General features: G+C 44.6%; 23 protein-coding genes and 1 riboswitch. Of the genes, 11 read left to right on the top strand and 12 right to left on the bottom strand.

Going from position 1 to position 23893, the window contains the following annotated elements:
- Positions 1–7 precede the first annotated feature (7 nt).
- Positions 8–1213, bottom strand: a complete 1206-nt coding sequence (locus KEJ24_01010; protein ID MBS7646406.1) for an ORC1-type DNA replication protein — start codon at positions 1211–1213, stop codon at positions 8–10.
- Between the two features lie 115 nt (positions 1214–1328).
- On the opposite strand from KEJ24_01010, the gene KEJ24_01005 reads away from it, so the two are divergent.
- The 4 genes from KEJ24_01005 (at position 1329) to KEJ24_00990 (ending at position 5661) form a co-directional block, all read left to right on the top strand.
- Positions 1329–1886 (top strand): arginine decarboxylase, pyruvoyl-dependent, encoded by a 558-nt coding sequence (locus tag KEJ24_01005; protein MBS7646405.1) that lies wholly within the window; start codon positions 1329–1331, stop codon positions 1884–1886.
- A 72-nt stretch (positions 1887–1958) separates the two neighbouring features.
- Positions 1959–2651 carry a triose-phosphate isomerase gene (gene tpiA, locus KEJ24_01000; protein MBS7646404.1) on the top strand — a complete coding sequence of 231 codons (693 nt, stop codon included), beginning with the start codon at positions 1959–1961 and terminating at the stop codon, positions 2649–2651.
- Positions 2652–2664: 13 nt separating this feature from the next.
- Positions 2665–3546, top strand: a complete 882-nt coding sequence (locus tag KEJ24_00995; protein MBS7646403.1) for a DUF89 family protein — start codon at positions 2665–2667, stop codon at positions 3544–3546.
- Complete coding sequence (locus KEJ24_00990; GenBank protein ID MBS7646402.1) at positions 3547–5661, top strand: glycogen debranching enzyme family protein; 2115 nt, start codon at positions 3547–3549, stop codon at positions 5659–5661.
- Here the strand turns inward: KEJ24_00990 and galT are convergent.
- Positions 5639–6676 carry a galactose-1-phosphate uridylyltransferase gene (galT, locus tag KEJ24_00985; GenBank protein MBS7646401.1) on the bottom strand — a complete coding sequence of 346 codons (1038 nt, stop codon included), beginning with the start codon at positions 6674–6676 and terminating at the stop codon, positions 5639–5641. The two genes, KEJ24_00990 and galT, sit on opposite strands and share 23 nt — an antisense overlap.
- A gap of 185 nt (positions 6677–6861) precedes the next feature.
- On the opposite strand from galT, the gene KEJ24_00980 reads away from it, so the two are divergent.
- From KEJ24_00980 to KEJ24_00965, 4 genes are all read left to right on the top strand, one after another.
- A complete protein-coding gene (locus KEJ24_00980; GenBank protein ID MBS7646400.1) occupies positions 6862–7398 on the top strand; it encodes an Lrp/AsnC ligand binding domain-containing protein in 537 nt (178 codons plus the stop codon).
- A gap of 168 nt (positions 7399–7566) precedes the next feature.
- A riboswitch (TPP riboswitch) is annotated at positions 7567–7679 on the top strand.
- 61 nt (positions 7680–7740) lie between these two features.
- Positions 7741–9045 (top strand): phosphomethylpyrimidine synthase ThiC, encoded by a 1305-nt coding sequence (gene thiC, locus KEJ24_00975; protein MBS7646399.1) that lies wholly within the window; start codon positions 7741–7743, stop codon positions 9043–9045.
- Entirely contained in the window at positions 9042–10397 is a 1356-nt protein-coding gene (locus tag KEJ24_00970; protein ID MBS7646398.1) for a bifunctional hydroxymethylpyrimidine kinase/phosphomethylpyrimidine kinase, read from the top strand. Before thiC ends, KEJ24_00970 begins: the two co-directional genes overlap by 4 nt.
- 87 nt (positions 10398–10484) lie before the next feature.
- Complete coding sequence (locus tag KEJ24_00965; GenBank protein ID MBS7646397.1) at positions 10485–11300, top strand: sulfide-dependent adenosine diphosphate thiazole synthase; 816 nt, start codon at positions 10485–10487, stop codon at positions 11298–11300.
- 34 nt (positions 11301–11334) lie between these two features.
- On the opposite strand, the gene fdhD is transcribed toward KEJ24_00965, so the two are convergent.
- From fdhD to KEJ24_00945, 4 genes are all read right to left on the bottom strand, one after another.
- Complete coding sequence (fdhD, locus tag KEJ24_00960) at positions 11335–12111, bottom strand: formate dehydrogenase accessory sulfurtransferase FdhD (protein ID MBS7646396.1); 777 nt, start codon at positions 12109–12111, stop codon at positions 11335–11337.
- Positions 12112–12135: 24 nt separating this feature from the next.
- A complete protein-coding gene (locus KEJ24_00955; GenBank protein MBS7646395.1) occupies positions 12136–13014 on the bottom strand; it encodes a RimK family alpha-L-glutamate ligase in 879 nt (292 codons plus the stop codon).
- 233 nt (positions 13015–13247) lie between these two features.
- Positions 13248–14171 carry a serine/threonine protein phosphatase gene (locus tag KEJ24_00950; protein MBS7646394.1) on the bottom strand — a complete coding sequence of 308 codons (924 nt, stop codon included), beginning with the start codon at positions 14169–14171 and terminating at the stop codon, positions 13248–13250.
- Between the two features lie 255 nt (positions 14172–14426).
- A complete protein-coding gene (locus tag KEJ24_00945; protein ID MBS7646393.1) occupies positions 14427–14726 on the bottom strand; it encodes a hypothetical protein in 300 nt (99 codons plus the stop codon).
- Positions 14727–14841: 115 nt separating this feature from the next.
- On the opposite strand from KEJ24_00945, the gene KEJ24_00940 reads away from it, so the two are divergent.
- Positions 14842–15453, top strand: coding sequence for a hypothetical protein (locus KEJ24_00940; GenBank protein MBS7646392.1), 612 nt, complete (start codon positions 14842–14844; stop codon positions 15451–15453).
- Between the two features lie 7 nt (positions 15454–15460).
- On the opposite strand, the gene KEJ24_00935 is transcribed toward KEJ24_00940, so the two are convergent.
- The 6 genes from KEJ24_00935 to KEJ24_00910 all read right to left on the bottom strand — a co-directional run bounded on the left by KEJ24_00935 (position 15461) and on the right by KEJ24_00910 (position 21936).
- Positions 15461–16423, bottom strand: coding sequence for a methenyltetrahydromethanopterin cyclohydrolase (locus KEJ24_00935; protein ID MBS7646391.1), 963 nt, complete (start codon positions 16421–16423; stop codon positions 15461–15463).
- Between the two features lie 16 nt (positions 16424–16439).
- Positions 16440–17267: a formylmethanofuran dehydrogenase subunit C gene (locus KEJ24_00930; GenBank protein ID MBS7646390.1), complete on the bottom strand. Its 828-nt coding sequence runs from the start codon at positions 17265–17267 to the stop codon at positions 16440–16442.
- Positions 17267–18964, bottom strand: coding sequence for a formylmethanofuran dehydrogenase subunit A (locus tag KEJ24_00925; GenBank protein MBS7646389.1), 1698 nt, complete (start codon positions 18962–18964; stop codon positions 17267–17269). The genes KEJ24_00930 and KEJ24_00925 overlap by 1 nt, the downstream gene beginning before the upstream one ends.
- Before the next feature lies 1 nt (position 18965).
- Positions 18966–20420: a molybdopterin-dependent oxidoreductase gene (locus tag KEJ24_00920; GenBank protein ID MBS7646388.1), complete on the bottom strand. Its 1455-nt coding sequence runs from the start codon at positions 20418–20420 to the stop codon at positions 18966–18968.
- 2 nt (positions 20421–20422) lie between these two features.
- A complete protein-coding gene (locus tag KEJ24_00915; protein MBS7646387.1) occupies positions 20423–20830 on the bottom strand; it encodes a molybdopterin dinucleotide-binding protein in 408 nt (135 codons plus the stop codon).
- Positions 20831–20982: 152 nt separating this feature from the next.
- Positions 20983–21936 carry a triphosphoribosyl-dephospho-CoA synthase gene (locus KEJ24_00910; protein MBS7646386.1) on the bottom strand — a complete coding sequence of 318 codons (954 nt, stop codon included), beginning with the start codon at positions 21934–21936 and terminating at the stop codon, positions 20983–20985.
- A gap of 96 nt (positions 21937–22032) precedes the next feature.
- On the opposite strand from KEJ24_00910, the gene KEJ24_00905 reads away from it, so the two are divergent.
- Together KEJ24_00905 and KEJ24_00900 are read left to right on the top strand one after the other, a co-directional pair.
- A complete protein-coding gene (locus KEJ24_00905) occupies positions 22033–22875 on the top strand; it encodes an ECF transporter S component (protein ID MBS7646385.1) in 843 nt (280 codons plus the stop codon).
- The gene (locus KEJ24_00900) at positions 22862–23887 is read left to right on the top strand and encodes a hypothetical protein (protein MBS7646384.1); all 1026 of its coding nucleotides are present in this window, start codon (positions 22862–22864) and stop codon (positions 23885–23887) included. The genes KEJ24_00905 and KEJ24_00900 overlap by 14 nt, the downstream gene beginning before the upstream one ends.
- Positions 23888–23893 lie beyond the last annotated feature (6 nt).

Raw genomic sequence — 23893 nt, 5'->3', positions numbered from 1 at the left:
TGCTTTATTAGTTTAAACGTTTTTGGCTATTTTTCTCCCTTTCAAGAAGATAGGCTAACTCCTTCTCCAGTTCGCAAGAAGATATTCCGGGAAGATAGATTAAAGTCGTCCTTCCCCGTTGACCAGCTGTTGAAACACTTTTTCTAATTATGCCCATTGTTGCCAACGTTTGAAGATATTTCCACAGCTGAGTATGAGTGTGAGGCTGAACATTAAACTCTTCACAGACAACAGCGTATGCTTGTTCAGCCTCAGTTAGGGTCACGTAGGCTCTGTCAATGTTTTCTTTAAAGAACCTTGCCATACCTAAAAGGAAGAGTTTCTCATGAAAATTTAAGGCGGCTAGATCGCTTTTCCTCGCAACAGCAAATATGCTTGAAACGGCTTTTCTGACGCACTCCGGTGTGACAATATCTAGACCTTCAGCATCCGCGTATTTTCCAGCTCTCCATAGAAGTTCAATGGCAAAACGAGCATTTCCGCCCTCAGATTCCGCAAGCTCAGCTATCAGGCCTATTGTATCCTCCAGCACTGCAGAGTGTTTGAAAGCCAGTTGAACTCGATCGTTTATTATATCTGCGAGCTGTTCCTTAGTATACCTTTCCAGCCTTATTATGTTAGATTGAAGTGTGCTTCGCGTGCTTGGATCTAAACTTTCAATAGCATTTAGACTTTTAAGGATACATATGAGTGAAAACCTCTGCGGTTTATCTATTCTTGTCTCTTGTAGGCGAGTAAGCTTGTAAACGGGTTCTGAGCCCTCCCTGTTAATTAGGCTTTCAAATTCATCTAGAGTCAAGAGTAGATAGACATTTTCTTCATCCAGAACTTGTATGAAAATGTTTAGGAGTTCTTCGGATGAAAACCCCCTTTTCGGAAAGTTGGGGTGAAAAGATGAAATGACATGGTGGAGTATAAGAAAAAGGCTTCCGCGGTACTGGCGGCAATTCACGTGAACGTAATGAACGTTTAAGCCCCGTTGTTTAGCCTGTTGGATTATGTCAGCGCCGAAACGCTGGGAGAGAGCTGTTTTGCCTGTGCCAACATCCCCCACTATTAGAACTCTTTGAGCCATCTTATCTGGGTGTGTTATTATGAAGCTGAAGAATTCATTAAGGAGGCGCATTTCTGTCTCTCTATGGAGAAGTGTCTTAGGCACATAGTTTAGGTCGAGTTTAGTTTCATCCTTGAAGACACTACGTCGCGCTGACACCCTCGAACCTCAAAAAAGTTATGTTTAAACTTCTGTTATGCTTTTCTCTCTAAGTTCTCAATGTAATTTCTAAACACAAAACTTTTAAGCTGGCCTTCATAATTTTGATGGCAAAATGATACCAAAATATTTCTTCCTAACAAAAGGTGTTGGAAAACACAAGGAACAGCTTCAATCCTTCGAGTTGGCCTTAAGAAACGCTGGCATACAACACTGCAATTTAGTGAACGTTTCAAGCATAATTCCGCCCGGATGTAAACTCATCCCTAAAGAGAAAGGCCTAAAAATGCTGAGGCCAGGCGAAATAACCTTCGTTGTATTGGCCAGAAACCAAACCAATGAGCCCCATAGGCTTATCGCCGCTTCAATAGGCGTGGCAATCCCCTCTGGTAAAAATAATTATGGCTATTTATCGGAACATCACTCTTTCGGTCAGACGGACGAGGTGGCTGGAGACTACGCTGAGGATTTAGCAGCGACGATGCTTGCAACAACCATGGGCATACCCTTTGACCCCCAAACTGCTTGGGATGAGCGTAAACAACAGTTCAGGGCAAGCGGACTTATAATCAAGACAACAAACATAACTCAATCGGCTACCGGTGACAAAAACGGTCTATGGACAACCGTCATCGCGGCGGCGGTCTTCGTTCCAGGTAGAAAAAAGGAATAGAAGCCGCCAAATCCCTTTCTTTATCCAAAAAAATATAGGTTACGTCAAAATTAGACATGCTAGGTGAAAACTTTGGCCTTAAAGTTACAGTTTCCTTTAATACTTGTAAACTTCAAAACTTATTTGGAGGCAACTGGTGAAAATGCTGTTAAGCTTGCAAAAATGGCGGAGAAAGTGAGTCGTGAAACACAAGTTTCTATATGTGTTGCTCCTCAATTCACAGATATTGCGGCGGTCGCCGAAGAAGTTGAAATTCCCGTTTTCGCCCAACATATAGATCCTATAGAACCCGGAAGCTACACTGGATATGTGCTTGCCAACGCCGTGAAAGAAGCTGGTGCCGTTGGAACCATAATTAATCATTCTGAAAGACAGCTTAGGCTTTCAGAAATAGATACCGCTATACGAATAGCCCGTAATAATGGGCTTGTTTCACTTGTCTGCGCCAGTAACCAAAGCATAAGCGCAGCTGTTGCAGCATTGAAGCCAGATATTGTAGCTGTTGAGCCTCCAGAACTTATAGGGACACGTGTATCGGTTTCGAAAGCCAAACCTGACGTTATAAAAGCCACCATACGCCTTGTCAGAGAGGTAAACCCTACAGTTGCAGTTTTATGCGGTGCAGGTGTGAGCAGTGGTGAAGATGTTGCGGCTGCTTTAAGACTTGGCACGCAAGGAGTTTTGGTGGCAAGTGCTGTTGTGAAGGCGAAAGATCAATATATGATTTTGCGGGATTTTGCTGAAAACGCAAAATCGAAAATTTAGGAGCGAAACACCTTTGAAAGTAGAAGCTGAGTGTGCAGCTTGTGTTATCGACAGGGCACTAGCTGAAGTGAAAATGGCAACAACGAACCCAGCCTTACGTTTTAGGGTTATGATGGAGCTTCTTCACATGCTAACCAAGGAGTTTAAGCCATCCGCTGTGCCCGCTGACTTGGGTACAAAGAGAGACCGATTGGTCAAAAGGGTAACCGGCAACAATGATCCATACAGATTAAGTAAGCGTTTATGTAATGAAAATGCTTTGAAGCTTTTGCCTTATGCGAGAAAACTTGTTGAGGAAGGTTACACGCAGTATGATAGATTTAAACGAGCTTGCTTGTGTGCCATGGTTGGTAACATTATGGAGTTTGACATTCCCGGCCACAACTTTACATTTAATACATTAAAGAAAAGTCTTAAAGATGCGGTAAAAGACCTTGTGGTTGACGATACCGGCAAAATCTATGAATTGGCAAAAAATTCAAGGGAAGTTCTGTATTTGACAGATAACGCTGGAGAAATTGTTTTCGACACGTTGCTTGTGGAGCAGCTTAAAAACATGGGATTAACTGTTATCGTAGCAGTTAAGGGTGGCCCGGTTCTTAACGATGCAACTTTAGAGGATGCGGAGACCTCCGGCATTAATAAAATCGCAGATAAAGTGATAACCACTGGCACGGATGCTGTTGGCTTAGTGCCAAAAGAGGCTTCAGCGGAATTTCTAAGCATTTATGAATCGGTGGATATGGTTTTTGCAAAGGGTATGGGCTACGCTGAAACTCTTACTGAATATAAGCTGAAAAAGCCCCACGCATTATTGTTTAGGACAAAATGTGAACCCGTCGCAAACTTTTTCGCAGTGCCTCGGAACAAGAATGTTGCGAAGTTGATGCCGTAAATGTTTAGGCTAACGCCGAAAATACGCATAGCTGGTGAAGAGCTCTCAAGGATCAACGACCTTCTCGGAAAAGAATGGCTTATACCTAACGGCTTAGGCGGGTACGCCTCTTCCACAGTGTTAGGTATAAACACGAGAAAGTATCATGGAATACTTGTAGCAGCCTTCCATCCGCCAAGAAAACGAATGGTCTGCATAACCAAACTTGACGAGGAACTAAGGCTTGAGAACACGTTTTATCCGCTTTTCACAAATGAGTTTCAAGGCGGAATTTATCCACAAGGATACCAGTTCATAGAAGAGTTCTCACTTTCACCCTTCCCGGAATATGTGTATAACTTGCAAAATGTAAAGATTTCAAAGACAATTTTTATGCCTTATGGAAAAAACGCAACAATAGCGTTATATGCCGTTGAGAACAAAAACTCCTCACCCGTTGAAGTTAACGTTTATCCAATTTTGGCCTGCAGACACTTCCACGCTGTTATAGACAGATGGTGGAGCCCTCCGAGATTTGCCCAAAAAATTCAAGGAAAAAGAGTAAAGGTAAACGTTGAGCCAGCCTCGACGACCGTGATCATCGAAGCGTCAAACGGTGCCTACCGCAAATCCGAAAAGTGGCTGGAGAAAATTTATTTTCGCGAGGAACATGCTCGGGGGGAAAGCTACTTCGACAACTGGTACCAGCCCGGATTATTTACGTTTGAAGTTAAAGGAAAAACTTGTGAAAAATTTGCATTGGTAGCTGTTGCAGGTCAGGAGGAAGCATACACTGAAAAAACTGCAGATGAAATGCCTGCAACTGTTTATGATGTTGAAGGCTTGTATGAGGGCGAAATCAAACGTTATGAAAAGCTTCTTCAAAAATTCTACACCAAACATCGCATGGAAACTAGGGATTGGCTCAGCTGGCTTTTATTGGCTGCAGACGCCTTCGTCGTTGAAGCTGCAACATCCAACAAAGACCATGCCGGGAGATCAATTATTGCCGGCTACCATTGGTTTGAAGACTGGGGCAGAGATGCTTTCATCGCTTTACCTGGACTCCTGCTTACAACTGGAAGATTTGAAGATGCAAAACAAATTCTCTTGACATTCGCCAAGAACTCTACTGAGGGTTTGATTCCAAACTTTATTTCAGACCTAGAAATGCGTCCAGACTATAAGTGTGTAGATGCCACTTTATGGTTCGTGAACGCTGTGCTTCAGTATTTAAAATACACTGACGACTTCGCCTTTGTGCAGGCAAACCTCTGGGAGAACATGAAAACTTTTGTGGAAAACATGGTTAAAGGCAAGTATACAGACATGCGATTAGACAATGATGGCCTTATCTTACATGGCCCACGGATGACTTGGATGGACACCATGGTGAATGGAAAGCCCACAACGCCTAGAGAGGGTAAAGCTGTCGAGGTTCAAGCATTATGGTACAATGCTCTCAAAATCTTCGAGCTTCTGGCCGAAAAATTTAGTGAGAAAAAAGAAGCTGAAAAGTTTGCAGTTTTAGCCGAAAAAGCCAAGGTAAGCTTCAACCAGAAATTCTGGAACTTGGATGAAAATTGCTTATTCGACGTTGTAGACAAGCATGGCAACGGAGACCCGTCGTTTAGGCCTAACCAGATCATTGCTGTTTCCCTAGACTTTACTATACTGGATAGGGCAAAAGCTAAAAAAGTTGTGAATGTTGTACATCGCGAACTTTTAACGCCCTACGGTTTGAGAACCCTCACCAAGCATGACCCGCGATACATTGGCGTTTATCGTGGCGATAGACGAAGCCGCGATTTGGCATACCATAACGGCACTGTCTGGCCTTGGCTTCTCGGGCCTTTCACAGCAGCCTACCTTAAGGTTGAAGGTTATAACGAGTACATGCGCGAGTACGCGTTCAAAAACTTCCTCGCCCCGCTCCTTACAGAGCAAGTTTTTAAAGCTGGACTTGGCTATGTAAGCGAAATCTTTGATGGTGACCCGCCACACACGCCGAGAGGCTGCGTAGCACAAGCGTGGAGTGTAGCCGAACCTTTAAGGGCGTACGTTGAGGACGTCATGCTTTTGAGACCGCAATTTGAAAATAAAATTCTTGGAACTAGTGGGAAATGGCGCTCCTAAGGCTTTCCGCAGCATTTTCCGGCGAAACGGTGTTTATGTATATTCCCGTGCTTTTTTCGAATCCGGCCCACACAGCCAATTTTGGGTAAACTTCCAAATGCCAGTGATAATGCGGCCGCGTCTCCTCGTCTAGGCTTATGTGGAAACCGAAATTATAGGGAGGATCATTCAATAAGTTTTTTAATGCGCTGAAACATGTCTTCAAGATTCTTGCAAAGCTTACTTTCTCGTTTTCCGTAATTTCAAGAGGATTTAGCATGTGCCTTTTCGGGAAGATCCAGAACTCCATGGGGTTAGCGCTTGCCCACGGTGCAAAAGCCACAAAGTCTTGGTTTTCAGTTATGAAGCGGGAGCTTTTCAGTTCTAGTTTGATAATGTTGCAAAATATGCATTCGCCTTTTTCCCGCCAAAATCTTTCGCTTGCACGCACTTCTTCATCAATAATTCTGGGAACAAGGGGGGTTGCGATTATTTGGCTGTGAGCGTGAGACATTGACGCACCAGCCTCTAAGCCGTGGTTGCGAAATATAGACACATACCGGATATATGGCTTCGACGCTAATTCGAAAAGCCTGTCTACATAAGCGTTCACGACATGCACAAGTTGTGGAACACTAGCCTCTGAGGGATGCTCATTATGATTTGGAGATTCAACCAAAACCTCATGATGCCCCACAGCTAAAGCCAAATCAGAGGCCTTTACAACTTCCTCTTTGCATAATTCTTCTTTTGGTGGAGTAAAAGCCGGGAAAAGGTTTGGAAAGCATCGGACAATCCAGTTCTTATGCCTGAAACCATCTTCATCCTTTACCTTTTCAATTTTCCCATTAGACTCTACATATGCAAGCATCGCTGGTGGGGTCATTCGCTCGTTTCCCGGACAGAAAGGGCAAACGCCAACTTTAGCTTGGAGTTTCTCTTTTCGGGCGAAATCCGTTGGACGGCGCCCCCGTTCAGTAGCGATTACCACCCAACGGTCAAGAAGATAATCCTTACGGAGTTCATTGTGAAACATACCAACAGCTCCGGTGAGCATTTAGAAATGTTCGCTTCGCTTTATAACATTTAGCATTTTCGAACATGGTCACTTATAACCTAGTTGCACGCAAGAGTTTGTACAGTGGATTTGCTTATATACCTCTTTTTAAATTCTGTTTCAGCTTAGACTGCAAATAATAGAATTTGGGCAGCGTGAAAGAATTGAAGGCATATATGGGTTTAACATGTAAGGTTGGTGCTTACGTAGAAGTCTTAAAAAGGCTCCTGAACTTGTGCATCCGTGAACGGGAGAGCACATGCTTTTCCGAGCAAGACATATTCCTGTTGTTCGGACCAATTGACATACTTATCCCATTCAGTGGTTTGAAAAGCCTAGATGAATTTATTGAAAAAGCTTTTAATCCCGTGAGAAACATTGGTGCTGAAGAAGATTTAATAACTAAAACACTTAGTCTCATTGTGATATCAGAAGGTCCGCCGCTTAGGGAAAAACCATTCGCCTTTTTATTCATAAACACTAAACCAAAGAGTTTAGAAGGTGTCCGAACAAAACTTCTAACGATTCCAAACATATTAACTGCGGACAGCGTGCTAGGACCATACGACATAATATGCGCTGTTAAGGCAAAAGACCATATAGAACTCGAACAAACAGTCTTAAACATCCAAAACATCCCAGGCGTAGAAAGTCTGATGACCTCAATAGTTGCTCCAATAAAGGTTCTGCCAGAATTGTAGTGAAACGTTGCTACATCTCACTTCCTTAACTTGACTTAGCCATGTTCACGCAATACCCAAGACTCGTTAAGCTTGCCGTTTTTCCCAGTTGAATTGCAGCTCAATAAGTGAAAAGTGTTATGGCAACGTTTTAGGTTAGGGAAGATAGGTATATATTTGTTAATCTGCAATTGAATCTGGGGGAGCTGGGCGGTGACCCGGCTGAGAGGACTGCTGAGCGCGGTCGACCCCTAGAACCTGACCCGGGTAATACCGGCGGAGGGAAATTGGAGTGAACGAAAGTGTCTTCAGGCCTTCTTAAACAACCAACCTCAATAAGGACCTGTAGTTATTGGGGGTTCTATTTTGACGACTCAGATCGAGGCAGCTAAGAGAGGACAGATAACAGAAGAAATGCGTATAGTCGCCGAGAATGAGGGCGAATCGCCGCAAGCAATTTGCCAGCGTATAGCAGAAGGCACTGTTATAATAACGCGTAATGTCCAACGAGAGAATGTTAACCCCGTGGGGATTGGCAAGGGACTTCGAACAAAGGTTAACGCTAACATTGGCACAAGTCAAGATCTATGCGACCTAAACGTGGAGATTGAGAAGGCTAAGGTTGCCGTCCAATACGGTGCAGACACGATTATGGATTTAAGCACGGCCGGTGACTTAGACAAGATAAGAAGGGCTTTAATTAAGGCTGTAAACGTACCCATCGGGACAGTTCCCATTTATCAAGCAGCTATAGAGGCAGCGGAAAAAAGAGGCGCAATAATACATATGACAGAAGACGACATATTCAACACGATTGAGAAACATGCAAAAGACGGCGTTGACTTTATGACGGTGCACTGTGGTGTGACACAGAACATTATAAAAAAACTGGCAAAATATCCGAGGCTAATGGGGATTGTGAGCCGTGGTGGAACATTCCTGGCGGCGTGGATACTTCACCATGACAAGGAAAACCCGTTATATGCAAACTACGACTACCTTCTCGAGATAGCCAAAAAATACGATTTCGTGCTAAGCCTTGGAGACGGTTTAAGGCCAGGCTGCATTTTCGACTCCACAGACTGGGCTCAAATTCAAGAACTGCTAACCATTGGAGAACTTGTGGAAAGGGCTAGGGCTGCACATGTTCAGGTTATGGTTGAGGGCCCAGGCCACTTGCCCTTAAACGACGTGGCCGCAAACGTTCAACTTGAGAAAGCCATATGTAAGGGCGCTCCGTTCTATGTGCTTGGCCCTGTTGTCACGGAAATAGCACCTGGATATGACCACATTGTTGGAGCCATAGGTGGAGCATTAGCGGGTCTGGCAGGAGCCGACTTCCTATGCTACTTGACGCCAGCAGAACATTTAGGCTTGCCAAGCATTGAAGACGTTAAGGAAGGAGTCATAGCCACAAAAATCGCTGCACACGCTGCGGACATTGCTAAGCTGGGAGTAAAAACCGCAGCACGCGACTTCGCCATGGCTAGGGCTAGGGCAAATCTCGACTGGAAAGGACAATTTGAGAACGCTATAGATCCTGAGAAGGCCAAGAGAATTCATGGGCGCATAAAGCAAAAAAATCCAGAGACATGTTCCATGTGCTCCAAATACTGCGCCTTAAAAGTTTTAAAGGAAGCCCTAAAATCGGAAGGACAGTGTCTATGAAGAGCCAAACTCCAATTGCGATAACTATTGCTGGAAGCGACTCTGGAGGCGGTGCCGGAATCCAGGCAGATCTAAAGACTTTTGCAGCTTTAGGTGTCCACGGAACCGTCGCCATCACATCGGTTACCGCCCAAAACACTCATTCCGTTAAGGCTGTGCAGGATTTGAGGCCGGAGATAGTTATCGAACAAATTAGGACTGTAGCTGAGGATTTTGGAATAGACGCTGGGAAAACCGGCATGCTTCATACCAAGGAAATTATAGAAGCTGTAGCCTCCGAAGTCTCCAAGTATAGTTTCCCATTAGTCGTGGATCCAGTTATGGTGTCAAAGTCTGGGGCTCCCTTGCTAGAGGCTGAAGCCATAGACGTCTTGAAAAAGCGCTTGCTTCCATTAGCAAAAGTGGTTACCCCCAACAGATTTGAAGCTGAAAGGCTTTCAGGCATCGAAATAAAAAGCTTAATGGATGTTGAAACTGCCGCCATGGAAATCTCCAAAATGGGTCCTGAAGCTGTTGTAATAAAAGGGGGACATTTTGAGGGTGAAGAAGTTACAGATTTCCTTTACTATGAAGGCAGGTTTTGGAAGTTCACAGCTCCTAGGCTAGACGTGAAAACTACGCATGGAACTGGATGCAGTTTTTCGGCAGCCATAGCGGCTGGACTTGCCAAGAAAATGGATGTCCCAGAGGCTGTGGAGAAAGCCAAAAATTTTGTTACCTTGAGCATAAAATTCGGCTTAAAAATTGGTAAGGGTTATGGTCCGGTTAATCCTATGGTTTATCTTTACCGTGAAACTTCAAAATATGAGGTTTTGTCAAGCCTAGAAGAAGCCAAAAACCTTTTGGAAAAACATCCGGAAGTCGCAGCGCTCGTCCCAGAAGTTGGCATGAACATCGCCATGGCGGTTAGATATGCCGAAAAAGTTAACGATATCGCCGCCATAGATGGAAGGATCGTTAAAACATCAAGCGGTGTTAGGGCTGGAAACCCGAGGTTTGGATGCTCACATCATTTAGCTAATTACTTGATTGAAGTTGTCAAACACGAGGAGGATAAAAGAGCGGCGGTAAACCTAAAGTTTTCAGAAGAAACATTGAAAGCGTTAGAAGATATTGGTTTAACTGTTTCTTTCTATGATCGCACAAAAGAACCGGAGGAAATTAAAATGGTTGAGGGAATGACGATACCTTGGGGTGTGAAGGAAGCTATAAAGAAGGTTGGAAATGTTCCAGACGTAATTTATCATAGAGGAGACATTGGAAAAGAGCCTATGATAGTTATATTTGGAAAAGACGCCTTGTCCCTAGCGAAACTGGTCGTAAAAATTGCTGAAGAGATAAAGAACAGATGAACAATTTGCGTTTAATGTTAAACGCAAATTGGGAAAATAGTTTAAAAGGGGGGTTAATAACTCCTAAACGCGTGGAGCGGATATGCCATGGTTGAACAAATTTGGGATGTTGAAGAAGAGGCCATAACAAAGGCGATAGTTCTAAAATCCTTGGAAGACTGGTTGAGCATAGCGGAAACAGATGTTGTCATTGTGGGCGCTGGGCCTTCCGGTTTGACTGCAGCAAGATACTTGGCTAAGGCTGGACTTAAAACCGTTGTTTTTGAAAGGAAGCTTTCTTTTGGCGGGGGAATAGGCGGTGGAGGCATGCAGTTCCATAAAGTTGTTGTGCAGTCACCTGCAGATAAGATTCTTCGGGAAGTGGGCTGTAGGCTTGAACCGTTGGAAAAGGGGCTTTTCATACTGGACGCAGCCGACATGATGGCTAAGCTGGCTTGCGGGGCAGTTGATGCTGGAGCAAAAATAATTTTGGGCGTAACCGTTGAAGACTTGATATACCGCGATTCGCCAACAAGGATTGCAGGTGTCGTAGTGCAGTGGACGTCTGTTATAATGGCTGGGCTTCATGTTGATCCGTTAGCCGTCAAATCTAAAGCCGTTGTGGACTGCACTGGTCACGACGCAGAAATTCTTGCAATCGCCTCAAGAAAAATTCCCCAGCTGGGAATAACTGTCAAAGGCGAAAAATCTATGTGGTCATCCCAAGCTGAAAAATTAACAATAAAAAACACGAGAGAGGTTTGCCCGGGACTTTTTGCGGCGGGCATGGCCGTAGCAGCCATAGAACAAACGCCACGCATGGGCCCAATATTCGGAGGTATGCTCCTAAGCGGTGCAAAAGTTGCAAAACTGGTTATAGAGAAGCTTATGGGTAAAAGCTTGAGCCCTCATGAACTTCTGTAATCTCTGTAAGAGAAAGTTGCAAGCTACAGACATGCTAAGGAAAGAGAATTCGTTCAGGAGCGTTATAAATTTTCATGTAGAAGCCGCGGACGAAGCCTATTAATGTTAGGTTTGCTTTTTGGGCGATTTCTATGCTAGAGTTTAAAGTTGCTGTTATAGAGGCGACTATGGGTATGCCAACTCTTGCGGCTTTAAGCACTATGTCTGCGGTTAATCTGCCGCTTGAGATTAAGAGGCATTCGTTAAAGGTTTCTCCTTTTAGGGCGCATTTGCCTATAACTTTGTCAACGGCATTGTGACGGCCCACATCTTCCGCAAAGGCTGAAAGCGTTTCATCTGATCTAAAAAGGGCGGCTGCGTGTACTCCATGGGTTTTCCGGTAAGTTTCGGACATGTTATTTAAGTTTTGGATGCAACGCTGAATTGTTTCAGCCTTCACAGTTAGTTTTGAGTCCACTTTTTTGACATGTTTCAGTGCCAGAGGCTGATATGGACCCCCGCATGCTGATGGAATTATACGGTAAAGCCGCTGGGCAAGTTTTAATCGAGATTCGATGTTCACGGTGGATTTTAGGCTTACATTGCATAAGCCATTTTCTTTAATGCTTATTTTCTCGATTTCCCCGATATTTTCTATGAGGCCTTCGGAAAGGATGTGCCCTGCAACCAGCTCTTTAAGGTCTTGCGGTGTGCAGAATATGGTGGCATAAGGTCTCTTGTTTATAAATACGTGAATATGTGTTTCCTCCGCTACTAAATCCTCGGTTTTCATGAGCTCTTGGGTTTTAATGTTAATTTTAACAATTTTCACTTTGATAAATTGGATACCTCCCCTCTATTTTTTCAATTCTGATAGCACAAAGCTTATTATTTCGTCTGCAATGTTGACACGGGCAATAGACTGCAAGCCCCGCCAGCCGGGTTGACTGTTAACCTCTATTATTAATGGGCCTCTTGGGCTTTCCAGAATGTCTACACCTGCAATTTTACACTTTATTAGCTGGGCGGATTTCACCGCCAACTCTTCAAGCTGGCCTTCAAGCCTTAACGGTTCTGGACGTGCGCCTTGGCTGTAGTTGGTTTTCCAGCTGGTTGCGACACGACGCATGGCTGCCGTCACACGATCACCTATAACGAAGGCGCGAACATCAGAACATCCATGGGGCACGAATTCTTGGAGGTATATTACGCCATGATAGAATGCTATTGCCCTAAAAACCGTGTAAGCTACCTCCGGATCATTTATACGTGTAGAGCCAATTCCACGGGAGCCGAAAATCGGCTTCACCACAACGTCTCCGCCAAGTTCGTGAAACGCCTTTAAGGCTTCATCCGGATCTTCTGTAACAGCTGTCCGAGGTACCGGTACACCATTATCTTCTAGAATAGCCAACAAATCATATTTGTCTACACAGTGTTCGATGGCTTCAGGCGGGTTAACTACATAAAAGCCTAAACGCTCAAGCCGATAAAGCAAGTCCATGCGAAAAACAATCTCTTCAAGCGAGCCACGTCCAATAGGTCGTATAATTAACGCATTTAAATCTTTTAGGACATCTATGCTTCGCACGTTTAAGTAGGGTCTGTAGCCAACACGGGCGACAAGCCATGGGAAACTGAAACAGACGTAGGGGATTCCACGTCTTTCTAACGCCTCGCGGAGTTGAGTTGAACTGTAGGCGTTTGGATTCCGTGTGACTATTCCAAACTTCAAGATTTAACCGCCTTGCTTGATGTTTAACCATGAGAAACGGTGTTTAGCTAAACTCTTAAAGTTTCCGTGTAACGCTTTGCATTATGTGTCTATGCGAAAATCCACAAACATTTTATGTAAAAGCTCACAATTTAAGGAGGCAGCCATGTTTAAAGGTAAGAAAAACCCAGTTTTATAACTCAGATATGCTGTTTTTTCTTTTTACTTTGACTCTACATAGGAAGCGGAGCTTACTAGAATTCGTGGATGTAGGGTTGCAGTTCCATGGCATTTTGCGGTTTTTCAGAAAGGCCCACCATTAAATATGCGCCGTGTTCGTTAAAGTATGGTGGCCCCTTTCTCGAGAACAGAGTTAAGATTTTTCCATTATGGTTTATTTTGTAGCCTTCCATGCATGGTTCGTGGCCTCGGATAAAAATTTTTACGCCGAAACGTTGCAAGGCAACATTCGTCACATTTTGTCCAAAAAGTTTTCCGGCACCGCGGGGCGAAGCACATGTTTCGCTTATGGTATCAATGGGGTCGCTCCACAATAAATCCTCCAATAAGCTTTCTTTGGGATGTCTCATATGGGCGTAAGCTAAGTCTTCAAGAGTTTTTGCTTCGGGTGGTGGACCGCCATGCACCATTAGGTAACGATCTTCAACAACTACCGCGTTGTATAGGTACTTGAAGAGTTCGCGTATGCGTGTGTAGGCTTCTTTCCATTCCACGCTGAACCGCGCTTCAAACTGCCAAGGTAAGTCGTGTGGTGAAGCCATAAGATCTTCTGGCCCCTCATGGTTCCCCCGTAGCAGAATTATTTGTCTTGGAAACTGAAGTTTAAGCTTTAAAACGATGTAGTAAACTTCCGCCGAATATGGGCCCCTATCCCCATAGTCACCAAGGAACATGATAACGGCGTCAGAGCTTTGACCCATTTTTTGAATAAATTGACTGCTGTTCAAGATGTCAATGAGGCTTTCGAGGTCGCCGTGCAAATCGCCTACAACCAGAGCCTCGCCTACTGGTTGAAGCTTTATAAGTCGTCCTATAACTTCAAAGTTTCCAATTTTCCCATTTTCGCCTTTAAGGAGGCTCGTAGCTTTTTCTACAAGTTGGCTGAACTCTCGACCTGAGGCATCGAGAGCCTCTTTAACTATTTGTTGAAGCTGCAAGCTTTTCAGCCCCATATGTTTATAGAGGCTTCACGTCCACTAAAGTCTAAAATGCTCTTTTCCACGAGGCTTTTGTAGCTATTTATTTTCCAAGGGTTTCTTGAATCTTTTTCTTTAAGCGAAGCCTTTGCACCTTCAAAAGCTCATAGGAATCTGCTGCGATCCATTATGAAAAAAGGGGAAATTCTTGGAAACCAATTCCGCACATCCGCATCCGTGACCGCATAAGCTTTCTGGACGATGCCCACAAACTCTTCAACATTCTTGAAAGAAACTTTTTTCTAGAACCTTGATTTGTTGCAGTTGCTCCAAAAACAGTTTAGCCAATTTGTTTAAGGCTTGAGCCCATTTAAAAGTGCGAGCATTGCGTTTATCGATTTCCTTTCGGCTACTTTCCATAAGCGTTTTACAAGCCTCAACTGGGTTTCTTTGGATTTTACGCATCTCCTCAAGAAGCTTTTCAGCTTTACCTTGGACTGGTGTGAGAATCGAGTAATTTTGGTTTTCAAGCCACTTTTTAAGCTCTGACAACGGGATTTCTAAGCGTGTGCACAAATCGTTTTCCCAACAATTGAATGGGCAGAAATTATATTTATTTCTTGAATACTCATTTTTGAGTAGTTACTCTTAAATAATTAGCGATTTAAAGCGATTGGACAGTGTGAGATAAATGAACAGTAGACAAATAACCTTCGCTACTCTCATGAGCGCTTTAGGCCTGCTCCTTTCAGTTATATCGTTGAATATTGCTCCAATTTTCGCAGCGGTAGGTCAAGGCGGCGCTGCTTTAGACTTTTCCCACATCGCAACATTCACCGCAGCTATATTCGGCGGCCCAGCCTTAGGTGTTATCGTTGGATTTATAAGCGGCATTTACGCCGGATACTATTTCGGCTATGTTATGGGCTCCCTCGGGCTTCTGTCGCTTATCGGAGTGCCTTCCGGAAAGGCTTTGACAGGCTTAACAGCCAGCCTCCTTTACAAAGCGTTACGCGTAAACAGCCGTTCCAAGTCCTCCACATTAACGATTCCAGTAATACTTGCTTCGTATATTCCAGAGTGTATCTTCACTATAACATATTTCCGCTATCTGGTGCCATATTTCTATGGCCGCGTTATGGAATTCATGATACCAATAGTTATTTCAAAAGCTTGGGTAGAAATATTTGTTATGAGCCTTTTAATGGGAGCTCTTAACGGAAACAATGGGTTCAAAGATTTCGTCTCAAGATTCCTCGGAGCGCAAAAAGCTGCCGCGAGTGTCTCCAAACATACTAATTAATGGTTGATTAGAAACCAAAAGATTCTTTCAAAGCGTTCAGGTTTATGTCTCCAGCCTTGAAAGTGTTTCCGGTTCTCAAGTTGTTAACAATCACAACTGCTGGCGCGAAAATATTTGGATCTATCCTATAGAAGTCGTAGCCTGCTGCCTTGAAAATTTCAAGAAATGGATGACCATAGTCCTCAGAGGCCTTTGATGGTGCCTTTTCCACAGTTTTCGCCAAGGCCTCCTCGTTTTCACAATCCACTACATAATAGGTTACTCCGCCATAAAGGATGGCATCATTAGTTCTCGCCATGGCTTTAATAAACTTTGGGTGAGTTGGCGGTATGGGAGCGTACCCCCAAGCGTGAAGAATCATTTTAGGGTCAAGGTCAAGCTTCTCAAGCTTGTGAATCCCAGTTTCAACAATTCTGCCAGCCACTTGAGTGGCGCCGGCGACACTTGCTGTCGGCGTCAATATTATAGCTAGATTTTTCTTTTCCACTTTGCAGTCGCGGGCTAAGCGCTCTATGAGCGTTTCCGGCGGGTATTTGTCGGTTTCCAAAACTACTATAGCTTTCTCGCATTCGTCCTTGTAGCCCAAACGCTCATAGATCTCCTTCGGTTTTTGGACTATGGCTCTAGCTGGTCCGGAGCCAATAGCAGAGTAATCGCCATTCTTGATGTTCCAACCCGCAAACTGTGAACCCAAAGTGGCTATAGCCGGATGATCTGTGTAAACAAATATTGTCGGAAGCTCAAGTTCGCCATATCGGCTACAGCTTATACGTGCTTTTCCGCATCCACCCATGCAGATTTCCGTTATTATTTTGCCAGCTTGAAAGCCGCCTCTAGCGTTTATGCCTGCGTCCACCACTATAGCGCCGTTTCTATTTTCAACTTTTACACCATAATATTCAGGGTTTTCACATAGCTTTTCTAAAAGTTTCCAAGCCAAACGATTTACACTTAAAACGGTTTTCGACAAGATTTGCCCTCTCTACTTAAAGAAATCTTTCATAATGGTTTAGATGAGGATTCGGTCCTTTGGCGACGAAAAGCCTTCCGTGACCATTTTCAGTCAAATCGCCTATGAAAAGGTAGAAGGGTGTCTCGACAACTTCGCTTTCCTCGATTTTGACTTTCTTCCTTAAACCTTCAATAGTGAAAGTGGGCATGACTGACTCTATGTGACCACCAACCACTATGGTACCATCCACCATACATGCACCGGCTCTCGCTTCGCAATCTTTCTGCACGTAGATTGTGCCGCCTCTCATGCGGAAGCCCACAAATTGTCCAGCACAACCATAGATTTTGATTATACCCTTTTTCATGTGGGCTCCGACTTCACGGCCGACGTTTCCATGCACTATTATTTTTCCGCCCTTCATTCCCTCAGTACTGCCCCTGTAAGGAGACCCCAAATAGTCGCCAGCGTTGCCGTAAATCTCTATTGTGCCGCCCTTCATCATGGAGCCAGCCCAGCCTAAAACGTTGCCGTAAACTGTTATTTTTCCGCCCCGCATTTCCTCGCCTAAATGCATACCAGCGTCGCCCTTAACAACGATTTCGCCGCTTTTCATGCCGGCGCCTATTCGCCTAACACGGCTAACATCGCCATGAACAGTTATCACAGGGGCTTCCTTGGCGCCTTCAACGTTTTCCCCTTCCACCTTGAAGAGTTCGCCTAGTCTTTTCTGTTTGTTTCCTTCCCAGACTTCTAGGGCTTCGACTTCTTTTAGGCTTTTACCTTTGAAAACGTCTGGGTTTATGCATTCTGCCACAATAGGTAGTTTGAACTCTTTTATGGGGTAGAGATTCACATTCATTACACATCAGCCTTCACGGGTATTGGACGGGAAATTGCCAAATAATCCTCTGAAACTGGATAATTCTCAAACTCTACAGTCCAGTATTCCTTAAAACGTCTTTTCATGTTTTCATTTAGCTCTATCTCACATGGCTCGCATAGTTGCACGTCAATCCACATGGTGGCGCCGTCTACATGCTTTAGGATTTCGCCGTCCTTAACAACCACTTGTCCACTCTTTATGGTGTAGGCAGCCCGCTTAAACGCGCGTCTAACAGCCTTATACTTCCTTGACGGATCCATGGTTTCCGGATTAAAATTGTATATGGCTATGTCCGCGTCTGCTCCCACACCGAGATGGCCCTTGCTTTTTAGGCCTAGGGCTTTGGCCTGCCCGGCGCGAGTTACTACGGCTATTTCGTAAAAGTCTAATTCACGTTTTATTGATGGTAAGAGGCTTCTACTCCTAGCTTTGGGGTTAATCTTTTTGAGGGTGGCTTCTCTGGCTTTTCGGCTCATTAGCCAAGCAACAATCCGCGGATAAGCAATGAAAGGCCCAGCGTTGGGGTGATCTGTCGTCATCAGGATTTTCCATGGATCCTTGATTAACAAGGCGAGTTCAAGGCCTATGGACCATTGTGTTGCATGGACATAGCTTTTCCGCTTATAATGGAAGGGAACTATTCCAGCGCTTGTCTCTGTTTCCACATCATGGTTTGTCCACTTGTTACCGCTAAGCATGTAAAGCGTGTACTGGAAGGGACCATCAGCCGTCATGGTTGTGGTGTCCGTGAAAATAATTTGCCCCATGTCCATCGTAACATGAGAGTGGGCATTAACGTAGTTGGCTATTTCTTCGGCTCCAGACTGGAAAGTTCGCCAATCGTCGCCCTTAAAGGCGCAGAACTGGCAGTGCGTTATATGGATGGCTGGTTTATCGTCCTCCGCCAAGTCCTCAACGCATTTCATTGTCTCTAAAGCAGTTATATAGTTGCCGGGTTTGCCTAAATTGTTGGTGTGAACGTGAATCGTGTGAGGCAAGTTTAGAAGTTTGTTAACCTTGCATAAGCCGCGGATAATTTCACGAGGCGTAATTCCGAAATGAGGAACTGGGTCGTCTATGCTTTCCACGTTGCGGCCGAAGCCCCAAGCCTCAAGCCCGCCTGGATTCACAAGTTTTATGGCATAGCCTTTCGTCGCTTTGATCATCCAAGCCACGTGGCGGGCGCACTCCTCGATTTTGCCGTCACGCAGATATTCAAGCACAAACCACCAGTCGCCCAGAAGCGGATAACTAGCCTTATCAATAATGGGGGTGTCACTGAGCTCTTCATGGGTATGTTTCGCCTCTAACGGCGGCATGGCCGGGTCCATAACAGTTGTCCAGCCCATCCTTGCATAACGGTAACCTGTTGTAAACGTGGATGGAATAGAATAGCCCACCCCAGACCTTGTGACAGCGGTTTTCCGTTCAACGTCCTTGAAGTGATCTTCTGGACGCAATAGCCTTCCAGCATTTACTTTTCCGCCAGCTATGTGGCTGTGAATGTCTATGCCGCCGGGCATGACGACCATGCCGGAGGCGTCTATTATTTTGGCTTCACGTTCATTAACTTTTTCCACTATTTTGCCGTCTTTTATGGCTATGTCCATTTTTTCGCCGTTAACACCATTAATTGGATCATAAACAAACCCGTTTTTTATTAAAAGCTCCATTTTAGGCCGCCTCCGCCTTTTCGCTCTTTATTTTTCTAACCTCCGCCAAAATTCTCGTCAAAATTTCTTCGTCAGGCAAAACTCCTTTTGGCGGGTCTACAACTTTTTTGAGTGGTATGGGCACGTGGTCCATACGGTAAGCTGTTCCAGAAGCCTCAACGCCTACAAGAGCAGATGGAATCACGACATCTGCCACTTGAGCTGTAACGTCCATGTGTGGGCCGATGTAGATAAGCGGATTCTTAACAAGATGTTCGGCGGCTTTTCTTGGAAAGTTAGAGACGGGGTCAGAAGCCACAATCAGGGCGGCGTCCGACTCGCCTCGCAGCAACACGTCAACAACCGATGTTTCGCCAGGGTTATACCTCGGATAGCCCAGTGAAAAGTCTACGGCGTATGGGTAGCCTGTCTGCCAAGTGAACACCGTGTTAGCGCCAGTTACATTGAAGTGGCCTCGCATGGGCATTATGATGAATTTTGTTCGCATGTTTAGATCGCGGACCAGCGAAAGTGCAGCGTCAATATTTCTTAGTTTGGCGCCGCTCATGGTTAAGCCTAGCCCAAAGAAAAGCGCGCCGAAGTCGCAGTTAACCATAGCATCGGCAACCTCCTCCAAATATTGGACGGGAACACCTGCGACGCTGTCGACTTCAAGCTCTTGGTCGCGAATTAGAGCCCTAAAAGCCTGCAGAAGCTCGTAGTCTTTGTTGGGCTCCACTTGGACGAAGAAGTCAGCCATCTCCGCTGTTTTTGTACGTCTAACGTCGATAACTATGAGTTTTCGGCCTTCCTTCATGATGGAGGGAATAAAAGTAGGCTCTAGTCGGGCTTTAATTTCCGGAGGTTTTTTTAAGACGAGCCTTTTAACAGTGCTTTGAATTTTCTTCCGACCCACGAGAGCTTTAATTTTGGCCACGTAGTTTCGCCATGCACTTTTCTCGAATCTGCCCTCAGAGAAGGCTGTGTAACGTTCAATATGTCTTGGATGGGCGCTCCATGGGTCGCATCCCCAATAAATGATTAAGTCGGCTCTATGACGGATTTGCCCTAGAGTGCACGATGATATGCCGACGTCTTGAACGCTTAAAAGTGATGGGCCGTGGCAGACAACTGCCGTGTTGTCTATGACGCCGCCAACTTCTTCGGCAAGTTCTATGCCTACACTTGTGGCTTCGCAGCTTGTGCTGCTCCAACCGTAAAGCACAGGATAATTGGCACCTGCAAGAATTTCTGCAGCCCGCTTAACAGCTTCTTCGAGAGTTGTCTCAACAAGTTCACCGTTCTTTCTAATCAGAGGCTTTAGTATACGATGCTCACCACGGTGGCCCAGGAATTTGGCTTCACACATGGCGCAGCCGTTTTTAACCTTAACAATCTGGCCGTTTTCTACGGTTAGCTCTATGTCGTCACATAAGCTTCCACAAACCGGACACGTTACGGCTTTGACAACCTGCACTTCTAACCCTTCCTAAACTGTTGTTTAAGGAGTTCTTCCAAGCCTAAAACAGGCTTGTCTGGGGCAGGCTCTACGGTGGCAGGCACACCTTTAAAAGAGGGCATGCCGATACCGTGAGTTTCAGGATTCACAATAGCGTTCGCCCAAGGCCCGTAGGGAATATATATAACGCTGGGGTGGGGCGCCCTCAAAGATTTTTTGGCTTTCACTACAACCGAACCAAAAGCCGTGGAAACTTGAATGTTTGTTCCATCTTTTACGCCGAGCTTTTTCATGTCTTCAGGATCCATATAGCATATGGAGACGCTTTCTGCATATTCTTTTGTAGCTTTTCCAAGCTCTTTTCCAACACCTTGCTCTATTGTGCGCCCCGTTAACAGTGTAACCTTCAGTTTAGGTTTTTCACCCATCGGCTAACCTCGAACCACTTATTCAGCTCTTGAAGACTACATACAGTTACCTTAATCCTAATTAATTTATCCCTTCACTAAGCCACGAGAAAACATTGTTTTTGCCGCTGAAGCGGCCAATAGAACCTAACCTATCTTGTATTGCAGGGCCTTTATGGCCTATAGCCGTTAAGGACTGCCAATGCAATAGCGGTGGCAATTATATCAGCCGTCGTGCCTGGGTTAAGGTTGTTGCCGTCCAACCGTAAAACAGCGTCAAACAGTCGCAGTTTCTCTTTTCCAACAGAGGTTTTTAAGCCGCCGTTTTCCAGAACTTCTTTAGCCATGGCTGAAACTTCACTGGCTTTCTGCATGCCAACTTTCCTGGCAATAAATGTATCAGGGTATGTTGCCAAAACCTCAAGAAAAGCATGAACCACAGCCTTCCCTATATCACCATCCTCTTTAAGCCACCGCACCAAGCTTGGATAGGCAAAGTCAAAGGTTACCTGGTAATTGTTAACCCACTCCGAGCAAACCATGTCATAGGATGCCGCTATTTGGAAAACCTTGTAAAGGGTAATTCGCTCATGAAGAATCCTCTCTATTGATGTGGGATCATTAACATCTAAGTCCGGCGCCTTTCCAAGCCCGCTGGGCTTAGCAATTTTAACCGCTTCATAGACGGCGACGGCATCTTCAGGCGTCGTTGCCTCTACAACTAATTTCAGGTTCCGCCTCAACTCTGGAATTTCAAATACACCTTTTTCCATCGGCGTCATGCCAGCGGCTGCAGCTAAAGGCACAAACAACAAAACAGTGCCGAGCAAAGTGTTTCCGCCACTTTGCCAACTACTTATTTCTGCAATACAATCGCGGATAATTGTTCCAACACCAACCTCGCTTAGGCTGATTTCGCCTCGAGAAGCACGCATTCCCCTTTCAGCAGCTAGCCTAAAAAGGGGAGCTGCCGCAACTGCTGAGGTCAAGAAATGCACATGATTAGTGCCTTCGAAGCCTACTACAAGGTTAACGTTTCCGGGTTTGTCGGCGCTAACCTCCAACAGTATGGCTAGTTCTAAACATTGGGCAATGCGTGTAGCCTTATCAGAGTCAAAGGTTTGCAATTAATGCACCTTTATAGTCATTTTGCACGGAAAGACTTATTAGTGTTGTGTAAAAAAATACACAGCAATTACCAAAAATACACAGGATGTCTCTAAATGAAAATTTCAACACGACACATTGCGTTGGTAGCCATTTTCGCAGCCCTTTACTACATCTTATCTCTAGTATCACCATATATTCCTGCAATAGGGCTCCCGGACCTAAAAATAAAACTTGAAGCATTAATCGCCTCAGTTTACGGAATAATTTTAGGTCCATATCTTGGCGCTTTTGCAGCTTTTCTAGGAGCATTTGTGTCTTGGATTTTACCCCCAAGCAGCGTAAGTCCGTTTGGTGCTCCTTTTCTTTTGTCTCCTCCCATAAATGCCCTAGTAGTCGGTTTAATTTATTACAGAAAGTGGCGCTGGGCTTTCGCCGTTTTCGGAGTGTTAATTTTAGTGTTCCTTCTTTCGCCTCCCTCACAACCATTAACTGGATATAGCCAAATTTTTGATCCATTTAGTCCTGAAAACGCCTATACAATACCAATTTACTATGTGCCAGCTGCGGTTCTCTGGGACAAAGTGATTGCATTGTTTCTAATTCTTCCAGTTGTGAAATTTGCTAAACGCCTTTCCAGCCCAAAGGGTCTCCCCGTCCTGTTTTTCCTACTCACCTTCATTGGAAATCAAGCAGACAACATGTGGGGATGCAATGCCTTCGCCCTTCCAATAGTTTACGAATACATTTTCAGTCTTCCTTTAGAGGCTGTCCGTTTCTACTTTCTCATAAGCCCGTTCATCTACCCGGCTATAAGACTGGCCCAAGCCATAGTTGCAACAATAATCGTGGTTCCACTTGTTAGAGCTTTAAAGAACACAGAATGGATCATAGCTGAAAAGTCTATAATAGAGGAAAATGCTAAAGAAGCTTTGAAGAAGGAAAATGCAGCCCATTGAAGGTTTTCTAATAGAATCAATTGAATCCATAATTTTCGACGTGAAAGGGCTGGTTCATCCATTAGACAAGATTGTGGCCTTTCCACGTTTCATACCAGACGCGAAGGGCCACCGTAAACTTGGAATACGTAAATACGAAAAAGTATATAGTCTATCAGAACGTTTTGTTTTTCTTGAAAAAAATTTTCCGGAATACCTTGTCTACGACCCAGTTTTCGACGAAAAGATCTGCGAAGTCTCCTTAAACAAAGTTAAAAGGGTTTACAATCCGATTAGTTTTTTGGAAAAACTTAGAAAGAAGCGAAATCTCGACGAGCTAGAGAGTGCGGCCCTCCATTGCGTTGAAATTTTGAAGGAAAGAGCAAACGTGCCATGGTGCAAAATTGGAGTCTCCGGTTCTGTCTTGGCTAGCTTACACACCGCAACATCAGATATTGACCCAATTGTCTATGGTGTGGAAAACTGTCGAAAAGTGCATGAAACCTTGAAAACACTCCTAAAAGAAAAGGACACCCCTTTCCAGTCTTATAGCCTCGAGGATTTGCGGAAGCTTTTCGATTTCCGTTCGAGAGACACCTTCATGAATTTCGAAGACTTCATAATGGTGGAATCCAGAAAAAGTTTTCAGGGAAAGTTTATGGGAAGGGACTTTTTCATCCGTTTCGTGAAGGATTTTGACGAAATAGATGAAAGATATGGAGATGTCCACTATAAGAACTGTGGCTACGCAAAGATTGAAGCCTTAGTTGTAGATGATTCAGAAGCCATTTTTACACCATGCACATATAAGATTGAAGCTGTCAAAATTATTGAAGGGCCAAAACTTCAACCAATAAATGAAATAGTTTCTTTTCGGGGCAGATTCTGTGAACAAGCCAGAAAAAGCGAAACAATTGTAGCGCAAGGCAAAATTGAACATGTGACAGACTGCAGAAGCAACAGTGAACATTTTAGGCTGCTAATTGGAAATAGGCCCTCAGACTTCATGGTTCTTAAGAGGTTAAATTCCTAACAAGTC

Source organism: Candidatus Bathyarchaeota archaeon (assembly GCA_018396705.1).
Classification (GTDB): Archaea; Thermoproteota; Bathyarchaeia; order Bathyarchaeales; family Bathycorpusculaceae; genus DRVP01.
The sequence above is the reverse complement of the archived record's forward strand: the minus strand, read 5'-3'. Positions and strand labels throughout refer to the sequence as shown.

Coding starts and splice junctions, on each gene's coding strand:
- KEJ24_00900 (MBS7646384.1), top strand. CDS start 22,862: ATGCAGCCCATTGAAGGTTTTCTAATAGAATCAATTGAATCCATAATT.
- KEJ24_01005 (MBS7646405.1), top strand. CDS start 1,329: ATGATACCAAAATATTTCTTCCTAACAAAAGGTGTTGGAAAACACAAG.
- KEJ24_00925 (MBS7646389.1), bottom strand. CDS start 18,964: ATGGAGCTTTTAATAAAAAACGGGTTTGTTTATGATCCAATTAATGGT.
- KEJ24_00965 (MBS7646397.1), top strand. CDS start 10,485: ATGGTTGAACAAATTTGGGATGTTGAAGAAGAGGCCATAACAAAGGCG.
- KEJ24_00915 (MBS7646387.1), bottom strand. CDS start 20,830: ATGGGTGAAAAACCTAAACTGAAGGTTACACTGTTAACGGGGCGCACA.
- KEJ24_00940 (MBS7646392.1), top strand. CDS start 14,842: ATGAACAGTAGACAAATAACCTTCGCTACTCTCATGAGCGCTTTAGGC.
- KEJ24_00905 (MBS7646385.1), top strand. CDS start 22,033: ATGAAAATTTCAACACGACACATTGCGTTGGTAGCCATTTTCGCAGCC.
- KEJ24_00970 (MBS7646398.1), top strand. CDS start 9,042: ATGAAGAGCCAAACTCCAATTGCGATAACTATTGCTGGAAGCGACTCT.
- KEJ24_00930 (MBS7646390.1), bottom strand. CDS start 17,267: ATGAATGTGAATCTCTACCCCATAAAAGAGTTCAAACTACCTATTGTG.
- KEJ24_00990 (MBS7646402.1), top strand. CDS start 3,547: ATGTTTAGGCTAACGCCGAAAATACGCATAGCTGGTGAAGAGCTCTCA.
- galT (MBS7646401.1), bottom strand. CDS start 6,676: ATGTTTCACAATGAACTCCGTAAGGATTATCTTCTTGACCGTTGGGTG.